This window comes from Streptomyces sp. NPDC032822, assembly GCF_055578825.1.
The window spans coordinates 520,531-540,516 of the sequence record NZ_JBVIOL010000003.1; the positions used below are offsets into that span (position 1 = coordinate 520,531).

Below are 19,986 nucleotides of genomic sequence, written 5' to 3' on the forward strand. Positions count from 1 at the left end.
CGCGCGACGGCCATCGGGGGGCGTTTCAGTCGTCGTCCTCGACGAATCGCATGAGCAGCGCAGCCGAGCGGAGGGTGTCCGGGTGGTCGTGGCCCAGCACGCGCCGCCGCCGCTCCAGGGTGTCCTCGGCCAACGCCCGCGCGGCCTTCACCTCCCGCAGCACCAGCAGATCGATGGCCAGGTTGTGCGCCGTGCCCAGCGTGCTGGGGTAGTCCCTGCCCAACACCCGCCGCTGCCGCGCCAACGTGTCCTCACCCAACGCCCGCGCAGCCTCCATCTCCCCCAACGCGGCCAGACGGACCGCCAGGCTCCTCGCCGTGGTCAGCGTGCTGGGGTGATCCATGCCCAACACCCGCCGCTGCCGCGCCAGGGTGTCCTCGGCCAACGCCCGCGACGCCTCCCCTTCGCCGAGGCTCGCGAGATCGATGACGAGATTCGACGCCGTCAGCAGGGTGAACGGATGGTCGACACCCAGCAGGCGCCGCTGTCGCTCCAACACCTGCTCGCCGAGTTCCCGCGCGCGGGCTCGCTGCCCGACATCGGCGCACGCACGCGCCAGAGCGACCGTCGCGGCGTGGGTGTCCTCGTGGTCGGGGCCCAGCAGGTCCGTCCATGCCTGCTGCAGTTCCTCCAGCCGCTGCAGGGCCACGGCCGCGCCGCCACGGTCGAGGATGTACCAGCAGGCGTTTCCGGCTGCCAGCCGGCCGCTCTGCGTCGACAGCTCCGACGGGTCCACGGCGAGCAGGTGGGGCAGCATGTCCGGCCATCGTGACCAGGTGGCCGGGTCCGACGGATCCCCTGGGAACCCCGCCGCCAGCAGTGTCTCCGCCGACCTCGTGGCCTCCGCGTGCTCGGCCTCGTCGAGTTGGGCCCGCACTACCGTCTGCGTGAGCCGGTGGAGTTGCACCGTGCCGTCCTGCACGCGCGCCAGGGCGTGTTGAGCCAGCGCACGGAGCGCGGCACGCGCCTTCAACGGATCGTCGAGCAGCTCCGCCAACTCCGATGAGGAGTACTCCACGTCCTCCACGCCGCCCTCGCACACATGCAGCGGAAACGGCTCCGGAGCCAGCAGCGCGCACGCCCGCAGCACCACCACGGCGGCCGGATTCGCCTCGGCCAGCTTCTGCGTGCTGAGCCGGATCTGTGCCGCCAGGGACACCGGGTAGTGGGCCGGCCGTCCTTGGTCGAGGACCTCGGCGACGCTCGTCTCCCACAGCCGCCGGTACTGCCGTACCGTCAGACCGTCCGCGAGCAGCGCCGCCGCCTGCGCCAACGCCAGCGGCAGATCCTCCAGCAACTCGGCCAGGCCGTCGGCGTCCTCCTCGGTCAGCCCCGGAACCCGGGTCCGCAGGAGTGCGACCGACTCGGCGCGCGCGAAGGTGTCGACCTCCATCCTGACCGCCCGGTCCTGCCAGTGCGGATTGCGTGACGTGATGACCACGTGGCCCGCGCCTTCCGGGAGGTACGCGTCCAGCGCCGCCGGATCCTCGGCGTTGTCGAAGACGAGGAGCCATCGTCCGCTCGTGCGCAGCAGTTCCCCCAACGCCTCCACGGCGCCCTCCACCGACGTGTCCGGCTCGGCGACCCCGGCCTTCACCGCGAGCGCCGCGAGTTGGTCGCCGATCAGCGCGGGTTCCTCCGCGCGCACCCACCACGCCAACTCGTACTCCCCCGCGAACCGGTGGCCGTACTCGATCGCGAGCTGGGTCTTGCCGACGCCGCCGCGCCCGCGCAACGCCCGCACCGCGACCCGCGCGTCCGCCGTCAACGCCTCCCGCAACACCACCAGCAGACCGTCGCGGCCGGTGAAGCCGGTGTTGCGGCGGGGCAGGTTCCACAGGCGCGGCAGGCTGCCCGGCAGCCGGGGCCCGACCGCGCCGTTCCGCGTCGCCCGCCGGTCGCCGTGCGGACCCGGGAACTCCGGCTCCCCGTCCGGCCGCCGTGGCCCGGTGACAGCTTCCAGGATCACCCGGCGCGCCTGTGTCGCCTCCAGTCCGACCAGCGACGGCGCGATCAACGGGCCCAGTACCGACGGCACCGAGGCCCCGTCGATCCGGACCGGGACCATTTTCTCCCTGGCCGCGACCACGGCGGTCCACTCCACGGTCGTGAAGCGCTCCGGGTCGAAGTAGGCGGCCGAGAACAGCGCCACCATCCGCCCCCGCGCGAGCGCGGCCTCCATCCTCAGGACGAAGTTGTCTCCCGCCGACCAGTCCCAGCAGTCCAACTCGACCGTCCACCCGGCGTCCTCCAGTTGCCAGGCCACCCATTCCGCCCACGCGCGATCCGCGCCCGCGTGGCTGACGAACAGCCTCGGCCCGCCGGCGGTCTCCTCGGCGCCCGCGCCGGCGACTCCCCCGTCAGCTGTCACCCCGTACCCCCAACGCGCCGTTCCCCACCCGAGGTTAGAGCCGCGATGCGCCCCCACACCCCCCTTACCTCGAAACCGGACTCGGCCGGCACGTCCTTCTGCCCGGTCCGTCGACGTCGTACCGTGATCCGGACCCGACCGGTCCTGGGCCGGACCTCCACAGAGCGGAGTCGCCACAGCGATGAACGACCCCCGGATCCTGACCGTGCGTCCCGAACCGGGCGAGTACGCCTGGACGTTCGGCGGGGCGCCGCCGGTGGCGCGGATCGCGCCCGGCACGGTCCGCGCTCGACCTGGTGCGGTGGCTGGTGCGGGACTACGGGTTCGGTGAGCTGGACGCCTACCAGTTCGCGACCCAGGCCGTGGAGTCACCGGTCGCCAACGTGTGCGACACCAACTACACCTGCGTGGCCAAGCTCCGCAAACACTGGCTGCCGCAGTGGGAGACACACCGGGGCGTGCACGCACGGCTGCGGGAGACGGCGGCGCTACTGCGAGGCTGAGCGCAGCTCCTCCCCGCCACCCCCTGCAGTGCTCCACCGTGGAAAGGCACTTCGTTCATGGAACGCGCGAGACCACTCCTCGACAGGCGCCGGTTGCTGAAAGGCGCGGCCCTCGCCGTCGTCCCCTACGCGTCGCTGCCCGAGGCCCGGGCCGGGGCGGGGGCGCAGGTCGACTTCCCCGGCGCCGAGTGGCAGCCGGCGGCCGCCTCGAACTACACGGTGGCCGGCCGCCCCCGCACCCATCCCGTCGACCGCGTGATCATCCACGTCACGCAGGAGACGTACGCCCGGACGCTGGCCATCTTCCAGAACCCGCGGAAGAAGGTGTCCGCGCACTACGTCGTCCGGTCGTCCGACGGGCACATCGCGCAGTGCGTCCGCGAGGCCGACATCGCCTGGCACGCGGGGAACTGGTCCTCCAACACGCGCGGCGTCGGCATCGAGCACGAGGGCTGGGTGGACCGGCCCGCCTACTTCACCGACGCGTTGTACGAGGAGTCCGCGAGGCTGACGGCGGCGGTCTGCGCGAGGTACGGCATCCCGAAGGACCGTGCGCACATCGTCGGGCACCACGAGGTGCCGGGTACCGACCACACGGATCCCGGTCCGCACTGGGACTGGACGCGCTACATGAGACTGGTCGACTTCGCCTGAACGGTTGTCCGTGTGCGTACCCGGAGTGACGATGTCCCTCAGCGCATCACTTTCCGGGGAGGCCGAGTTGACCGATCCGTGGGTGGCCCTTGAGCCGGGGGCCGACCCCGCCGAGCACGCACGGATGCTGCGACGCGCCCATGAGACGTTCACCGAGGTGGGCAGGGTGCCGCGGCCGGTGCGGTCGGTGGTGGCCGACTCGTGGCGGCGTTCCGCGCGGGCCGGGGTCGGCCCGGACGGCACCGCGAGTGTGGATCTCATGGACGGGGACCTCGGTTCCTATCGTGCCGAGCACCCGTTGGCGCGGGTGATGCCGCTCTTCCGTGAGCTACTGGGCACCTTCGCCTCCGACGGCGAGCACCTGCTCGCGGTGTGCGACGCGCACGGCAAACTGCTGTGGGTGGAGGGCCATCCGGCCACGCGTGCCCGGGCGGGGCGGATGAACTTCGTGCCGGGTGCGCGGTGGGCGGAGACATCGGTCGGGACGAACGCGCCGGGTACGGCGGTCGCCCTCGACCGGCCGGTGCAGGTGTTCGCCGCCGAGCACTTCATCCGACGGGTACAGCCCTGGACGTGCGCGGCGGCACCGGTGCACGACCCGCGCTCCGGGCGGGTCCTCGGCGCCGTGGACATCACCGGCGGCGACGGGCTCGCGCACCCGCACAGCCTGGGGTTCGTCCAGGCCGTGGCGCGGGCCGCCGAGTCCCATCTGGCGCTGCTCACACCCGAGGGGCCCGCCGGCGGCACGGTGCGGCTGACCGCGCTGGGCCGCGATGAGGCGCAGTTGCACGCCGGTGGCCGCCGGATCAGGCTCAGCCGCCGGCACAGCGAGATCCTCGTGCTGCTGGCCCGCCATCCGGAGGGGCTGACCGGCGACGAGCTGCTGTGCGCGCTGTACGAGGACGAGTCGGTGACGCCGGTGACGCTGCGCGCCGAACTGGCCCGGATGCGCCGGTTGCTCGGCCCGGGTCTGCTCGTGTCCCGGCCGTACCGGCTCGCCGTCCCCGTCGAGTCCGATGTCGCCGTCGTGGAGCGGCGGCTGGACACCGGGGCGGTCACGGCGGCCGCCACCGCGTACACCGGTCCGCTGCTGCCGGGCTCCCAGGCCCCCTCGGTGGTCCGCCTCAGGCGCCGGCTGGCCGACGGTCTGCGGACGGCGCTGATCGCCCGGCGCGATCCCGACCTGCTGGCGGACTGGGCGCACACGCCATGGGGCGAGGACGACATCGACGTATGGCGGGCGCTCGCCGCGGTACGGCCGACGGCGACGATCCGGACCCGGCTGGCCGGGCTGGAGTCGGAGCTGGCGGCCCCGGCGGGCTGGTCGCGTCCGCCGGGGCACTGACCGAGGCCCCTCGAATCAGCCCGTGCCGGGCGGCCGGCCGCTCACGCAACGTCCGTGCAACCTCCCGCTCCCTAGCCTCGCGCGGAGAGCTGACCAACGGCGGGCAGCGCTTCTGAAGGAGGCCGACCAGCATGACCCGTTACACGGCGCCCGGCACCGAGGGCGCGATCGTCTCCTACCAGGCGCGCTACGACCACTTCATCGGCGGCGAGTACGTGCCGCCGGCCCGCGGACAGTACTTCGAGAACCCGTCGCCGGTGAACGGGCAGCCGTTCACGGAGGTGGCCCGCGGCACCGCGGCGGACGTGGAACGGGCCCTGGACGCGGCGCACGCGGCGGCACCCGCGTGGGGCCGCACGTCGGTGACCGAGCGCTCCGACATCCTGCTGAAGATCGCCGACCGTATGGAGGCCCACCTCGAACCCCTGGCGGTGGCGGAGAGTTGGGAGAACGGCAAGCCGGTACGAGAGACCCTCGCGGCCGACATCCCCCTGGCCATCGACCACTTCCGCTACTTCGCGGGCGCGATCCGCGCGCAGGAGGGTTCGCTCGGCGAGGTCGACGACGACACGGTGGCGTACCACTTCCACGAACCGCTCGGCGTCGTCGCGCAGATCATCCCGTGGAACTTCCCCCTCCTGATGGCGGTCTGGAAGCTCGCGCCGGCCCTCGCGGCGGGCAACGCCGTCGTGATCAAGCCGGCCGAGCAGACCCCGGCGTCCATCCACTACTGGATGAGCCTGATCGCGGACCTGCTGCCGGCGGGGGTGGTGAACATCGTCAACGGCTTCGGCGCGGAGGCGGGCAAGCCGCTCGCGTCCAGTGCGCGGGTGGCGAAGGTGGCGTTCACCGGCGAGACCACGACGGGGCGGCTGATCATGCAGTACGCCTCGGAGAACATCAAGCCGGTCACCCTCGAACTCGGCGGCAAGTCGCCCAACATCTTCTTCGACGACGTCTGGGCGCAGAACGACGACTTCCGGGACAAGGCGCTCGAAGGCTTCACGATGTTCGCCCTCAACCAGGGCGAGGTGTGCACGTGCCCGTCGAGGGCCCTGATCCAGCGCGGCCACTACGCCGAGTTCATGGAGGCGGCCGTCGCCCGCACCGAGCTGATCAAGCCGGGCCATCCTCTCGACACGGACACGATGATCGGCGCACAGGCGTCCAACGACCAGCTGGAGAAGATCCTCTCCTACCTGGACATCGGTCGGCAGGAGGGCGCCAGGGTGCTCACCGGCGGCGAACGCGTCGAGTACGACGGCGAGTTGAAGGGCGGCTACTACGTCCAGCCGACGATCTTCGAGGGTGACAACCGGATGCGGATCTTCCAGGAGGAGATCTTCGGTCCGGTCGTCTCGGTGACGTCCTTCGACGACTTCGACGACGCGATCAAAACCGCCAACGACACGCTGTACGGCCTCGGCGCGGGCGTGTGGACGCGGGACATCAACACGGCGTACCGCGCGGGCCGGGCGATCCAGGCGGGCCGGGTCTGGACGAACTGCTACCACGCCTACCCGGCACACGCGGCGTTCGGCGGCTACAAGCAGTCCGGGATCGGCCGGGAGAACCACAAGATGATGCTGGACCACTACCAGCAGACGAAAAACCTCCTCGTGTCGTACTCGCCGAAGAAACTGGGCTTCTTCTAGAAGCCCCGCGCAAGGCGCCTGGCCCGGACTCTCGTCCGTCAGGCGCCTTGCGTTCGCCCTGCTCCGGCCAGGGTCGTGCGGCGGTGTTCGAGCGCCGACCCGGCCGTTCGCGAGGTTTCCGTACCCTCACCGCCCTGTCGGTGCCGCCCAACTCCCCTTGCGCGGCGCACTCCTGGCGTGAACGACACAGAGGCGCCCGCACTGCGAGGGAACGCCTCTCACACGTCCTGCCGGGGCGGACCGTCGCCGCCCCGGCATCGTCACGTCACTCCTCGTCGCGCAGTCGGGCCGCCAGGGAGGTCAGCGGCTCGGTCTCCTCGGTGTGGCCCAGGGCGGTCAGATGGGCGATCGCCGCGTCGAGGCGGGTGAGGGCGGGGGCGGGGCGTTCCAGGTAGAGGCCCTCCACGGCGCCCGCGAGGCGGACGCACTCGGTCCACTCGCCGACGCGGTCGTCCTCCCGTCCCGGCTCGCCGAGCAGGGCGAGGGCCTTCTCCAGTGCGGTCAGGGCCTCCTCGTACTCGCCGGCGTAGGCGTTGACCCGCCCGTGTTCGTAGGCCAGGGCCGTGTCCAGGGCACGGCCCTGCGCCTCGTACTCGGCGGTACGCGCCTCGTCGGCGATCCGGCCCGCGTCGGCGAGGAAGGCGAGCGCGTCGGCCAGGCCGTCGGGGCCCTGTTGTTGGGCCTGAAGGCGGGCGAGATCCCGCAGACAGTTGCTGAGCTGCTCGTAGCGCGGGGCCCGGGCATGGGCGGCGAGTGCCTGGTCCGCGACTTCGCGGGCCCGCCCGAACTCGCCGGACTCGCCGAGGAGTACGGCGGTCTCCCCGGCGATCATGGCGTGGCTCCCGGGGTCGTCGTCCCAGCCGGCCGACTCCGCGGCGAGGGCGACGTACTCCGCCGTGGCCGCCTTGAGGTCCTCCCCCGCGTGCAGCGCGCGGGCGCGGGTCAGGCGCAGTTGGGCCACGAGCCGGTCGTCCACCTCTCCGGCGGCGACGTCCGGCTCGGCCAGCAGGGAGTCGAGCAGGGCGATGCAGTCCTCGACGCGGCCGAGGTCGAGGCTGAGCTGGGCCGCGTTGCTGTAGGTGCAGAACGCGTCCGTCCGGCTGCCGCGGCGCAGGTCCACCTCCGCCGAGCGCGTCAGGTGTCGCAGTGCCTCGTCCCCGCGGCCCAGACGCATGCAGACCTCAGCCAGGACACCGTGGAGGCGGGTGGTGTCGACCGCGTCGGCCGGCCAGTCGGCGGCCAGCCGCAGGCCCTCGGTGAGGTCCGCGTAGGCGGCCTGGGCGTCCCGCAGGCCGAGCTGGAACCGGCCGCGCAGGCCGAGCGTGCGGGGCAGGTGCCAGGCGGGGCCGTGCGCCTTGAGCCGGTCGAGGAGGGCGTCGATCTCGGTGACCGCGGCGGGCAGGTCGCCGGAGATGGCGTGGGTGCTGGACCGCAGCAGCAGGGCGCCGGAGATCTGCGCGACGACGTCGTGCCGGACGGCGAACGCGTGCAGCAGGTCCACCTCGGCGAAGGCCGGCGCTACGTCCTCCTCGCTGCCCGTGGTCTGCAGGAGCAGACCGAGGGTGGTCGCCCTCAAGCGCAGCAGGCGGGCCTCCTGGTGGGGAGGCAGACCGGGGGTCTCCTCGTGCAGACGGACCATGGAGGCGTGGGCGGCGCTCAGCGCGGCGGCCCTCGCCTCCGCTCCCGCTGTGCCCGGCACGGGGACCTCGGCGGTGGCGAGCAGCGCGCCGGCGCGGGCGAGCGCCGCGTGACCCGGCGCTCCGGCGTCCTCGTACAGGGCCGCGGCGTCCTCGTGGAGGTCGGCGGCGTCGGCGAACTCGTCCTTCTGGCCCGCCCGGTTGGCCTCGTCGGCCAGCAGGTCCGCGCGCAGTCGTGCGAGCGGGCCGACGGCCGGGTCGTCGGGGTGGGTGTAGTCACGGGCGGCGACGAGCGTCCGCAGTCGCGCCCAGCAGGCCGATGCGTCCGGATGCCCCTGGTCCTCCAACGCCCTCGCGTTCAGGATGAGTTCGGGTAGCGAGTCGGGGACGACGGCGGTCGTACGGGCGGCGGGCGCGGCACCCGGCGCGGCCGGGGCCACCTCGTCGAGGCTGCGGGTGCGCAGGGTCAGGTCCAGCGACTCAAGGAGCGGGGCACGGTCGAGGCGGGCCCGGCGGCGGTCGGTGTGGGCCGTGGTTCCGTTGCGGGCGTCGAAGCGGGCGGCGAGGTCGTCGGCACGGTTCCTCACCTCGGCGCGCAGGCCGGCCACCGTCCAGGTACGGCCCGCGTACCCGGCGGCGGGCAGTTCGCCGTGGCCGAGGAACTCGACGCGCTGGAGGAGTCCCTCCACACCGGTGAGGAAACCGAGCAGGTCCAGCGGCGAGTCGACCTCGTCGAACAGGTTCCGGTTCTCGGCGAGCAGTTCCAGGCCGCGTGCCTCGTTGCCGGTCAGTGCGCAGAACTCCAGGTGCCGGCCGACCTCCTGGGACATCGACGCGTTGCGGCGGCAGGCGCGGTAGCCGGTGAGGTGCAGGGCGCGGGCCCGGTCGGTGCGGCCGGTGCGCAGCAGGGGCAGCAGCGCGTACGAGACGGAGCGGGCCGGCTCCTCCTGGCAGGATTCCTTCCCGTCCAGGACGGGCTCCCAGGCGCGCAGCGCCCGCTCGTCGTCGCCCGCCGCGAGGTGGTACAGGGCGCGCTCGCAGATCTCGCAGGCTTCGCAGTCGCTGAGCCGGGTGCGGGTGCGGCCCGCCCACAGCTCGTAGGCGAGGGTGGTGTCCTCGCCGACATGGGCGGCGAGCCGGTACGCCTGTCCGTAGTAGGGCTGGAGGCCGAGGTCGGCCTTCTCGTACCGGTCGCGCATCTCCGTGAGCCACTGGCGCAGGCTGGTCAGCGGTATCTCGGGCAGCGCGAGCAGCGCGCTGGCCACCCACTTGAACCGCCAGAACAGTGTGTGGCGCAGGCGCTCGTCGAAGACGTCGGGCTGCTCGTCGAAGAGGGTGAGCAGGCGGGCGAAGACGACGGGCGACTTCCGGGGTTCGGAGCCGTAGGTGTACGCCTCCTGGAGTTCGAAGAGCGCCTGGACGAGCGGCACGGGCTCCGCGAACTGCTCGGCGGCGTCGACGAGTTCCTCGGCCGTGACGGTGCGGGTGCGGCCGTAGGGGCGCCGGTCGTTCTCCTGGAGCGCCTGCAACAGCTCGTCGGTGCTCTGGGGATGGGGTGTGGTGGGCATCGTCAGCTGTCCTTGCGGAGGGCGTGGGCGAGCAGGTCGAGGAAGGAACGGTTGATGAGGCTCGATTCGGCGGGCCTGAGCGGGCGCCGGGACAGCATCACGGCCTGGCCGTAGAGGGCTTCGGCGCTGGTGCGGGCCAGCTCGGGCTCGTCGATGGCGACGGCGGTGCGGACCAGCGGGTTGAGCTGGTTCAGGATCAGCTGGGCCCGCGGGGCCTCCTGGCGCAGGGCGCCCAGGATGTCGCCCCACAGGCCGCCCTCCTGCTCACGGGCGAGCTGGGAACGGGTCCGCTCGTGCCGGGCCTCGCGGCTGTCGACGAGGAGGGCGGGGGCGGAGGCCGGCTGGAAGGTGCGCAGCGCGACGTCGCAGTCGAAGACGGCGAGGGCGTCACGGGCCCGGGCGAGGTAGGCCGCGGCGGCGAGTTCCGTCTCCCGGTCGACGGGGTCGAGGTGCGCGGTGAGGGTCTCCGGGTCGAGGTCGGCGACGGTGGCCTCGGGCCTGATCTCGGGCAGCCGGTGGACCAGTTCGCGGTCGTAGGTGTAGCCGCCGTTGACGACGCCGAGTCCGGCGGCCGAGGCGATGGCCGCGACCTGTCGGAACTCCTCCACGCTGGAGGTCACGAGCACGGTGCGGTGGGTGCGCGCGAACTCGTCGAGAGTGGTGTGCCCGTCGGTGGTCTCGAACGGCAGCCAGGGCAACAGCATCCGCAGGATCTCGTCGTCGTGCACCGCGAGCGACTTCACGGCCAGGTGGTGGGCCTGGAGGAAGCGGGCGAGCAGATCCGGGTCGCTGGCGGCGGCCCGGGAGATCCAGGCGCGCAACCGCTCGGCGAGGGCGTCACGGACGGCGGCGAGGGTGTCGTCCTCGTACAGGGACTCGCGGGACGCCGTCGGGCGCAGGCTCTCGGCGTCGACGACGCAGCGGACGAAGAAGGCCCACTCGGGCAGGATCTCCTCGGCCTGCTCGGACAGCAGCATGCCCTTGACGTGCACGCGGTGACCGTGGCGGCGTCCGGCCGGCACCGTCTCGGGCAGCACGCACGCGATGCCCTTCAGGCCCACGGCCGACAGGTCCAGCTCGATGGTGTCCAGCGGCGTGAACCCGAAGACCTTCTCGCCGTACGCGGCCAGCGCCCGGGAGCGGGATCCCGGTGTGGGGTACGTGCGCGTCCAGGGTGCCGGCTCGGGGTTGACGGGCGCGCCCGCGCCGCCGATACCGCCTGAGCCGTCGTCGAAGGTGACCGGGTGGCGCAGCAGGGAGCCGAAGTGCCGGGCCAGCGCGTGCACCTGGGCCGGGCGGGTCCACTCGCCCGCGTCGGCGCGCGGCGTGAGCGTGACGGTGGTGCCGGGCCGGGGGCGGGCGGAGGCGGGCAGGGTGCGCACGGTGTAGCTGCCGTCGCCGCGTCCCCGCCACTCCACGGCGGAGGCGTCGGGTGTGGCGGCGGAGCGGCTCAGTACGTGGATCTCGTCCGCGACGAGGAAGCAGGAGAGCAGACCGATGCCGAACTGGCCGATGAAGTCGCCGCGTTGCTCGGCGATCTTCTCGGCGCGCTTGCTGCTGCGGCCGATCGTGGCGAGGAAGGTGTGCACGTCGGCCTCGGTGAGACCGACGCCGTCGTCCTCGACGCGTACCACCGAGCCGTCGGCGTACAGGCGGATGCCGAAGGCGTCGGCGGGTACGGCGGGTTCGAGGCGGACCCGGGCGGTCAGCGCGTCCACCGCGTTCTGCAGGAGTTCGCGCAGGTAGACGCGGGGGCTGGAGTAGAGGTGATGGGAGAGGAGGTCGACGAGGCCGCGCAGATCCACCTGGAAGGTGCGGTCGGCGCCGGCCTGGTTCGCGGCGGTGTCGGGCAGAGTCATCGGGCAGTCCGGAAGTGGGAGGGGCGACGGATGGCGGGCGGGCGGCACCGGGGCCGGCGGGTGCTCAGGCGCGGCGGTGGTGGCGGGCGAACGCCTTCTCGGGATCCGCGAAGTAGGTCCACGGCCACTTGGTGTAGGCGCCGTCCAGTGTCCGGAAGACCCGCTTGACCGTGTGGCGCTCGCCGGCCAGCGACAGGGCCATGGCGAACATGTTGAAGTCGTGCTGCCAGCCCGGGCGCCACACGTAGGCCGGGTGGAGGATGCTGTGATCCGCCGCTTCCCTCAACTGCGCCTGGATCTCGGGGGTTTCGAGGTAGTCCCCGCGGTCCGACTCGACCCACTCCTCGATGTACGCCATGGCGATCACGCAGCCCAGGCGGTGTCCCTGCGGGGCGCGGGCCGCCGCCTCCTGGGCGAATGCCAGGGCCTGGCCCGGCTCGCCGCCCCAGCGGGGCTGCAACTGCGACAGCCACTCGGTGTGGGTCTCCAGGTCGAGCGGGTCGCGGCGCAGGGCGGCGTCACGCCGGGTCTCGGTGATGGCGGGGCCCAGCGACATGCCGCGCCCCGAGGTGAGGAGCTTGCGCCACGGCGTGACCCATTCCGGCCGCAACTCGGCGGCCTCCAGCAGCTGTTCCTCGGCGATGTGGAGCCGCTCGTGGAAGACCCGCCACTGGTCCTGTGTGACGTTCACGGCACGCTCGGCGGTGCGCGCCTCCCAGCCCCAGCTGATGTGGCGCGTCCCGGATATGAGCAGGGCCGTCGCCCGGTGCTCCTTGTCCTCCGCGACCGCCTCGCCGATCCAGTCCTGCACTCCGTCCAGCTCGGCGATCTCACCCAGGACCTGGTGGTCGCGGCCGAGGTCGAAGGGGGCCAGCGCCGCCTTGACCGCCTCCCAGTGGCCCGCTTCGGCGGCCTCCACCAGCGCGAGCACCCGCGCGTCCCCGAGCGCGCGCAGTACGTACGTCCCGTTCCTCTGCCTTCGCGGGACGGGAGCGGCGTGCGGATCCGCCACCGGTCTCTCCGCACCCCCGCCGAACAGCTTGCCGAACATGCCGCGCCCTCCCCTGGTCCCGCGTGATCGTCTGGGGCAGCATAAACGGCCCCACCGACACCACCTCCACAGGGTTTTCACCGGTCCCCCATCCGACCGGGGCCGTCGGGCACCGCACTCGTTCACCACCAGCAGGCGAAGACGCCGAGGTGGGCAACGGGGTCCAGGGGGTCGGCCAGGTGTCGGATCAGCAGAAAGACCGGCAGCCGGTGGCAGGCCGGTTCTGTCAGGGACGCCCCCTGCCGTACGGGGATTCCCGTGCCAATCGATCGAGTGGGCGGCGGGCCGAGGGCGCGGAGCGCCGAGCGGTCACACGACGATGCAGGTCATCGCCGCCCACAGAAGAGGCGAGTGTTCGATCCGGCCGTCGGTTCGCCAGCGGTCGAGTTGCTCGCGCTGCCAACGCCCGAGCCGTTCCACGGGGTCGTGGTCCTCGTGGGCGGCGTCGACGGCGACAACCGCCTCGGACAGCGGGCGCACAGACTCGGAGAGGCCGCCCAGCCGGTGGAACGCGAAGCTGGTCGGCAGCACCCAGCGGGTCGCGGTGACCAGCTCGGCACCGTTGTGGAGCATCGCGGTCGCCAGGCCGAACGACTCGGCGAACCGGAGATCGCCACCGCTCTCGCAGCCGATCAGGGCGACCCTCGGCGGCGCGGGCCAGATCCGCGCACCCGGTTCGCCGTCGGCCCGCAGCGGAAGCGTGCCCAGCAGGAGGTCCTTGGCCGACAGCGGCCGGTGTGTGCGGACCGGTTCGGCCAGACCGGCGGTGTCCGGGCCGCAGCACAGATGGAGGGTGCCGTCCTCGCTCTGTCCGCCCTCGACCGGCGCGCCGCTCACGTGCCCGACGTACACGAGTCGGCGCGGCCCCTTGCGGAGCACGCCGCTCAGCCAGTCCCGGTCCAGGTCGGTGCGGCGGAACGCCTTGGCCGGGGTGGCGAGGGACGGCAGGACGGGGCCCGCGTCGAGACGGTTCTGGACGAACGACAGCAGGTGCGGGTCGGTGCCGGGCGGGCCCAGGACCGAGCCGAGCGGGGAGTCGGCCCGGAATCCGGGGATCCGGGGGTCGAGGACGAGAACGACCGCGTCGGTGTCCCCGCCCGCCTCCGTATCGGCGTCCGCCGCCCCCTTCGCCGCCGCGTCCGGTGTCGGGCGCTCGGCGGGATCCTGCCGTCGCAGCGACGTGGGTGCGGTGGTCACCACGTCGGCCAGGTCGATGAGGCGGACCTCGTCGTCCACGGCGAGCAGTTCCCAGGGGACCTGGGCGACCCGGGGCGACGGCTGGATCCGCACCAGCGGGCGGCCCGCGCGCTGCGACACCTGGCGTATCTGCGCCGTCAGGCCCTCCGGCCACAGTGCCTCGGCCAGTGCCCGCGCGAGTTCCTGCTCGGTACGGGGGTCGGCCATCGCGCCCGAGGCGAACGCGTGCCGCATTCCCTCCGCTCCCGCGCCCGGCCCGGGCAGCGCGGCGGCAAGCGCCCCCACCGCGCGGTCCACCTCGTCACCGGGCCCTTGGCCGGTGCCGAACCCGCGGGCACCGCCGGCCCACGTCCACGTCATGAACAGGTCGCCGGCGTCGGCCAGTCGGACCTGCACCACCGGGCGGCTCGTCAGGTCGTCGGTGATCCAGAACGGCACCTCGTCCTCGTCGACGATCCGTCGGTGATACCGGAACTCGGCCGCCGCGATGTACTCCTGGAGCGCGACGCGGCCGGATTCCGACGACATCCGCACCTTCGGCGGGGGCGCGACGCGCAGGCCCACGGAGGCGGCGGCCTCCGCCGCCACACCCCCGAGCGCCATCGGACCGTCGGTGCGCGGGTACGCCTTCATGGCCGCGCTCGGGAAGACCGACTCGGTGTCCGGGACCGACCCCGGCAGTCCTGGCGGCCGCGGTGCGGGGTCCAGTGCCGGCGAGGCGCCCGCGCTGCGGTGTTCCACCAGTTCGAAGAGCAGCCCCTGGTCCTGTCGGCGCACGGCGAGCCGGAACACCAACTGCATGGCTTCGTCCGCCAGTTGCAGCCACTGACTGCGCGCGTGGGCGGAGGCGAAGCCGTAGCGCGCCGCCTCCAGGGCGAGGGCGGCGGGCAGGGCGAGGGAGAGCGCGGTGCCGATGGACTCCGACGTGTGGTCGCCGTGGTCCGTCCGGTTCAGGTTGTCCTCAAGGGTTCTGGCGAGCATGAGATCGACCTGTGCGCACCGCTCGTACACCTCCCGTGCCTGGTAGACGTCGCGAGCCCCCTGGGCCAGCCGCTTCAGCTCGGGTATGTCGCCCCGCTCGTAGGCCTGTTGGGCGCCGAGCAGCATGGTGTCCGCGGCCGAGATGGAGGCGCCGAGGCGTTCGAACCGGGCCAGGCTCACGTCCAGCAGGTCGTCCGCGCCGGTGGCGTCGCCGCGCCGGCCGGCGAGAACGGCACGGCCCTGTTCGCAGACGGCCAGGTCACCGAACTGCCGCTGCCGCTCGAAGATCGCGGACGCCTCGTCGTACAACCGCTCCGCGAGGTCGAAGTCGCCCCGGCGCAGCGCGGTGTACGCCCGGTTCGCGAGGAGCGACTGCTGCTCACCGGTGTCCCCGAGCGCCCGGAAGCCGTCCTCCGCGCGGACGAAGTAGTCCTCGGCGGGGTCGAACCGCCCGGTCGAGGCGCAGATCAGGCCGAGGGCGGCCAGCAGTCGCGGCACGGTCTCCAGGGTCGCCGACGTGGTGGACAGCAGTGCCGAAGCCTGCTCCTCGGCCGCTCCCCACTCGCCCCGCTCCATCAACACATGTACCCGGTTCAGGCCGAGTTCGGCCGTGCGCAGTCCCTCGGGATCGTCGAACTCGAGCAGGGTGAGGGCCGCCTCGTCGAGACATGCCAGTGCCTCGTCCAGACGCCCGGTCCTGCGCAACAGGTCGGCCCGGGAGATCAGCGTCTTCAGTACGATCTCCAGCCACAGTTGACGGCCACGCGGCCCCATCGGCACCGACGCGATGCCGTCGAGCAGGTCACGGGACCGCTCGACGGCGTCCTCCGCCCCGTGCAGGTCTGTTGCCGTGAGCCGGACGATCGCGAGGTCGGACAGCAGATGCGCACGCAGGAACCGCACATCCGGTGAGTCCTCGATGGACTCGGCCAGGGCGAGCAACTCCTCGTAGACGGCGCCGGCGGCCGTGAGATCAGCCGCCAAATAGTGCTGTTCGGCCGCGGCGAATCCGCTGTCGAACGGCTCTCCGTACAGCCGCATCACCGGCACGCTCTCATCGGGCGCAGACTCGCCCTCGCCCTCGGCCCCGGTCACATCCCCGGTCCCGGTCTCGGTCACGTCGTCGTCCGGCATCCGTCAGTAGTCCTCAGCGGTGGCAGCGCCGGCGGTCTCGGCGAGGAACGGTCCCCAGGACGCCTCGTGCGGCGACACGTCGTACGTCTGGGGCTGCGCCGCGGCGGTCAGCCGCCGCCGGACCAGGGCGCGGACCGCGTCACGGTCGACACGGCCCTCGGCTTCACCGGGCGGCCCCGGCACCTCCGGGTCGAAGCCGGGCAGCAGGACACCGACCTCGATACGCGGCGGCGTCGCCCCGGCCGAGAGACCGAGGCCAGGCCCAAGTTCCGGGCCCGGGCCCAGATCCGGGTCCAGATCCAGGTCCGCCCGGCCGGTCCACAGGTCGTCCCGTCTCGCGAGGGGCACCCGGCGCGGGCCGCCGCCGTTCACGCGGACCTCCGCGACGAGGGGCGCACCGGCGGGCGGTGCCGCGATGTGCGCGACGACCTCGACCTCGATCCGCCGCCGCGCGCCGAGCGCACGGGCGGTCCAGGACACCGCGTCCTCGGCCGCGTCGACGAAGCCGGGCGGGTAGCGGCGCCAGTCGTTGGTGCCCGATCCCCGGGCGATCACCCGGCCGCCCGCGGCGTGCTGTTCGCCCGCAGCGAGGGCGTAGCCGTCGTGCCGGGCGAACAGCACGCCGGGGTCGACCGGCGTACCGGCCGGACGACGCCGGTCCAGGGACGACCTGAGGTGGCGCAGGGCCGGCCCGTCCAGGCCGGTGCTGTCCGCCGCGTCGTCGATCAGCCGCAGGACGCTCTCCAGGTGGCGGGCCGTGTCCGCCGCCAGTGGGGCCGCACGCCACCACTGGATCAGCGGGTCGAGCGCGCCCTGGTGCTCCTCTATCAGTTCGGCCACGCAGTCGTCGGGCTGGTCGTCGTCCTCGTCGAAGAGTTGCTGGCAACGGTGGGTGAGCGCGGCCAACTCCAGTCCGAGGACGCCCGGTTCGAGCGCCGGAATGCCGTCCGTGTACGACGCCGGCCACCACCGGGCCGCCCAGTGCCCGAGGCCGAGCCGGGCGGCGGCGCCCGCGAGGGCCGTCGAGTCCGCCACCACCCGGACGCCGGCCGGCTCTCCCGCCGCACGGTCGTGGACGGCGGTGGCGACGCGCTCGCCGTACAGCGCCCACAGCCACTGCTGGGCCCGTCCCGTGTCATGGACCTCCGCCGACGGCGGGCCGGGGTCGCCGAGAACGGGCCAGGTCAGCACGGCACCCGCGACATCGAGGACGGCCCGGGTGAAGTCGGGTCCCACGACGACGTCCCCGACGCCGGCCCGGGTGACATCCACGGTGGCGTCCCCGGCGGCGTCCGCCGTGCCGTCCCCGGTGCGCGGGGCGGCGATCCGGATCGTGCCGTCCTCGCGCCGTGCCACGTGAACGTCGTTGGAAGCGTCCCGCGCCATCACGCGCTCCTCTGCTCGGCCGCCCGCACGGGGGCCTCGGCCACGGGCGCCTGTGACAGGGTGCGCAGCGCCGACCGGACCCTGGCGCGGTGGTCCATCATCACCGAGCGGGCGACGCCGTCGAGCACCGCCCAGGCCGAGCCGAGGTCCCCCAGGGGTGCGTCGCGGACGTCCCGCCCGTGCAGCCGTACCCACAACCGCCGCATATAGGCGGCCCAGGGGGTACGGAGGTCCTGGGCGAGGGCGTCCAGGACGCCGCCGTCCGGGTCGGGGCGAGGGGACACGGTCATCCTGCGGGCGCGGAGGACCGAGGCCTCCCGGCGCCAACGGCCGTTGACCACCCGGTGTGCGGCCGTCCGCCCGGGCGCGGGGTCCCCGGTGCCCAGCGGGTCGAGGCCGACCGCGAGCCGGGCGCCGAGGACCAGCGCGACGCGCAGGCTCTCGTCGTACAGGCCGAGCGGCGCGCAACTGCGGCCGGTCTCCCGCCCGACGAGTTCCGGCACCGCCGGCAGTTCCTCCCGGCGGGCCGAAGACTGCAGCACGACGAAGAGCCGTTCGAAGAGTGTGCGGTCCAGCGGCGCGGGCAGCGTGGCCGTCGAGGCGCCCCGGCCGACCTCGGGGCGCGGCGGCACCTGTCGCGCGGTCAGCCCCAGAGGTGCGGGCAGGTCTCCCCGGCCCCACACACCGCTCGGATGCGCCCACAGGGCCCGACCGAACAGGCCCCCGTGTTCCGCCGCGACCATGGCGGCGTACACCGGTGCGGTCCGTGGTGCGGTCGCCGCCCGGCCCGGTGCACCGCAGGCTTCCAGCGCCTCGGCCGCCAGTGCGACCGCCGTGACCGCGTCGTCGGGTGAGGCCGCGGGGCGGCTCTCCCAGACGGCGGTGAGTTCGGCGTCGAGCCGGGAGCGCCGGGCGGCGTCGGCCAGATGGTCCTTCAGCGCTTCCACCGTGCGCCCGTCGGCCGTGTCCGCGACGTCCTCGACCACGGCCGTGGCCCTCGCGTCCGCGCCGGCCGAGGGCGTTCCGTGCTCGGTGGCGAGCTCGAAGCAGCGCTGGAAGTACAGGTCCTGGGGGTTGCCCGCAACGATGCCCCGTGCCCGGCGGGCCCTCTTGAGCAGCGTGAACCACTGGGCCGTCGCCCTGAGCCGCGTACCGCACTCCCGTATCAGCCCGTCGAGGTGGGCGGCCTGCTCCGGTGCGAGGAAGTCCACCGCGAGTTCGGGGCGCAGCGCCGGTCTCACGATCAGCGGCAGCACGATCAGTTTGACCGTCCGGGTCAGCGGTGCGCCGCCGGGGCCGCTCAGCGATTCCAGTCCTGGCCCGAGACCCCGCCAGGCGTGCTCGATGACCATGGCGCGGGGGCGGAGCTCGCCGGTCGGCTGGCTCGGGGGCGGCGGCATGTGAGGAGCGTACGCCGACCGGAAACGGGCGAACGACCCCGGGATCGGTGGAAGACGGACCCGGGATCGGTGGGCGACGGGTTCGGGATCGGCAGGCGACGAACCTGGGATCGGTAGGCGCGGCGGGCCGCCTAGCGTCCACCTCATCAGACGGACGGCGAGGCCGGGGGCAGAAGCCGACTGCCGGTCGCCGCCCCTGCTCCTGACATCACCGGAAGGGAAGAACACCATGGGAATCTTCGGACAGCGCAAGAGCCGCGAGGAGCGGGCCGCCGAGATCGCCGGCCAGGTCGCCGGCGGCAAGGGTTTCTACGGCCGGGCCACGCGCGCCGTCCTCGGCAAGGAGGACTTCGCGAAGGTCCAGCAGTCGATCGGCGCGTACCACTCCGGTATCGGCGTACAGCAGTTGCTCGCCGCGGGAGCGCCGACGACACCCGCCGTCGTCGTGTCGATCGGCGACACCGGCAAGCTGGTCAACTTCGACCCGATCGTCGACCTGGTCCTGCAGCCGTCCGGGGACGCCGCCCCGATCACCCTCCAGACCCTCGTGTCGAAGCTGCGGATCCCCCGCGTCGGGGATCAGGTCCTGCTGGTCGCCGACCCCACCCGGCCCGGCTCCTACCTCTACGCCGGGGACGGCTCGACGCCGTGACCGCGACGCCCGGCGGGGGTGCCCCCGAGCCGAGACAGGTGTCGGGGATCGGGTCGTACGGAGCCCTGTTCCTGTACGCCGTCGCCGCGGGGCTGGGTCTGTGCGGGCCGGTCGTGCTGGCCTTCGCCGGTCTCGCCGACTCCGCGGGGGCCGGGCCGCTGATCGCGGGCATCCTGTGCACGGTGCTCTGCCTTCCCCTCGGTGTCGTCCTGTGGGCGAACACCGACTACGAGCGCGAGAGCAACCGGCGCCTGGACGCCGACGGGGTCGCGGCGACGGCGGAGGTCACCGACCTGACCGACTGGGACGACGGAGAGCAGGCCGGCGTCCTGGTCCAGTTGCGGATCCGCGCGCCGGGCTGCCCGACGTTCGAGACGACCTGGAAGCGCTCGAAACACCCCGCCCTGCGCGTGGGCCTGCGGATCAAGGCCGTGGTCGACCCGTCCGGCAACCTCTTCCGCATCGAGTTCTGAGCGAGCCTGCGCACCGAGGAGGCAGCGGCGGAGGCAGCGGCGAAGACAGCGGGTCAACAGGGCGGCCACCGGCGGCGGCCCTGGCCCGGCGGGCTGAACTCCGCGAAGAGAGGCGGGACT

12 protein-coding genes and 1 pseudogene are annotated in these 19,986 nt (G+C 73.2%); 6 read left to right on the forward strand and 7 right to left on the reverse strand.

Annotated features, from left to right (window positions below; translation table 11 throughout):
• Positions 1–25: 25 nt before the first annotated feature.
• The gene (fxsT, locus tag ACZ5VD_RS11440) at positions 26–2,371 is read right to left on the reverse strand and encodes an FxSxx-COOH system tetratricopeptide repeat protein (protein ID WP_468549780.1); all 2,346 of its coding nucleotides are present in this window, start codon (positions 2,369–2,371) and stop codon (positions 26–28) included.
• Positions 2,372–2,652: 281 nt separating this feature from the next.
• Between fxsT and ACZ5VD_RS11445 the strand changes: the two are divergent.
• The 4 genes and pseudogenes from ACZ5VD_RS11445 to exaC form a co-directional block, all read left to right on the forward strand.
• Positions 2,653–2,874 (forward strand): annotated as a pseudogene (locus ACZ5VD_RS11445) (acetamidase/formamidase family protein); the annotation flags it as partial.
• A gap of 57 nt (positions 2,875–2,931) precedes the next feature.
• Positions 2,932–3,528: an N-acetylmuramoyl-L-alanine amidase gene (locus ACZ5VD_RS11450; RefSeq protein WP_468682071.1), complete on the forward strand. Its 597-nt coding sequence runs from the start codon at positions 2,932–2,934 to the stop codon at positions 3,526–3,528.
• A 31-nt stretch (positions 3,529–3,559) separates the two neighbouring features.
• A complete protein-coding gene (locus ACZ5VD_RS11455) occupies positions 3,560–4,873 on the forward strand; it encodes a winged helix-turn-helix domain-containing protein (RefSeq protein ID WP_468549782.1) in 1,314 nt (437 codons plus the stop codon).
• Between the two features lie 131 nt (positions 4,874–5,004).
• On the forward strand, positions 5,005–6,528 hold the full coding sequence (gene exaC, locus ACZ5VD_RS11460) for an acetaldehyde dehydrogenase ExaC (protein WP_468549783.1): 1,524 nt from the start codon (positions 5,005–5,007) through the stop codon (positions 6,526–6,528).
• 265 nt (positions 6,529–6,793) lie between these two features.
• On the opposite strand, the gene ACZ5VD_RS11465 is transcribed toward exaC, so the two are convergent.
• From ACZ5VD_RS11465 to ACZ5VD_RS11490, 6 genes are all read right to left on the reverse strand, one after another.
• The gene (locus ACZ5VD_RS11465) at positions 6,794–9,733 is read right to left on the reverse strand and encodes a hypothetical protein (RefSeq protein ID WP_468549784.1); all 2,940 of its coding nucleotides are present in this window, start codon (positions 9,731–9,733) and stop codon (positions 6,794–6,796) included.
• A gap of 2 nt (positions 9,734–9,735) precedes the next feature.
• A complete protein-coding gene (locus ACZ5VD_RS11470; protein ID WP_468549785.1) occupies positions 9,736–11,592 on the reverse strand; it encodes an HSP90 family protein in 1,857 nt (618 codons plus the stop codon).
• 64 nt (positions 11,593–11,656) lie between these two features.
• Complete coding sequence (locus ACZ5VD_RS11475; RefSeq protein WP_468549786.1) at positions 11,657–12,643, reverse strand: hypothetical protein; 987 nt, start codon at positions 12,641–12,643, stop codon at positions 11,657–11,659.
• 309 nt (positions 12,644–12,952) lie between these two features.
• Entirely contained in the window at positions 12,953–15,955 is a 3,003-nt protein-coding gene (locus ACZ5VD_RS11480) for a hypothetical protein (protein WP_468682073.1), read from the reverse strand.
• A 3-nt stretch (positions 15,956–15,958) separates the two neighbouring features.
• Positions 15,959–17,341, reverse strand: a complete 1,383-nt coding sequence (locus ACZ5VD_RS11485; protein ID WP_468549787.1) for a hypothetical protein — start codon at positions 17,339–17,341, stop codon at positions 15,959–15,961.
• Entirely contained in the window at positions 17,341–18,741 is a 1,401-nt protein-coding gene (locus tag ACZ5VD_RS11490; RefSeq protein WP_468549788.1) for a hypothetical protein, read from the reverse strand. Before ACZ5VD_RS11490 ends, ACZ5VD_RS11485 begins: the two co-directional genes overlap by 1 nt.
• Before the next feature lie 229 nt (positions 18,742–18,970).
• Here ACZ5VD_RS11490 and ACZ5VD_RS11495 point away from each other — a divergent pair, with 229 nt between their 5' ends.
• Both ACZ5VD_RS11495 and ACZ5VD_RS11500 read left to right on the forward strand, forming a co-directional pair.
• Positions 18,971–19,393: a hypothetical protein gene (locus ACZ5VD_RS11495; RefSeq protein WP_468549789.1), complete on the forward strand. Its 423-nt coding sequence runs from the start codon at positions 18,971–18,973 to the stop codon at positions 19,391–19,393.
• Positions 19,390–19,866: a hypothetical protein gene (locus tag ACZ5VD_RS11500; protein WP_468549790.1), complete on the forward strand. Its 477-nt coding sequence runs from the start codon at positions 19,390–19,392 to the stop codon at positions 19,864–19,866. Before ACZ5VD_RS11495 ends, ACZ5VD_RS11500 begins: the two co-directional genes overlap by 4 nt.
• The last annotated feature ends 120 nt before the right edge of the window (positions 19,867–19,986 follow it).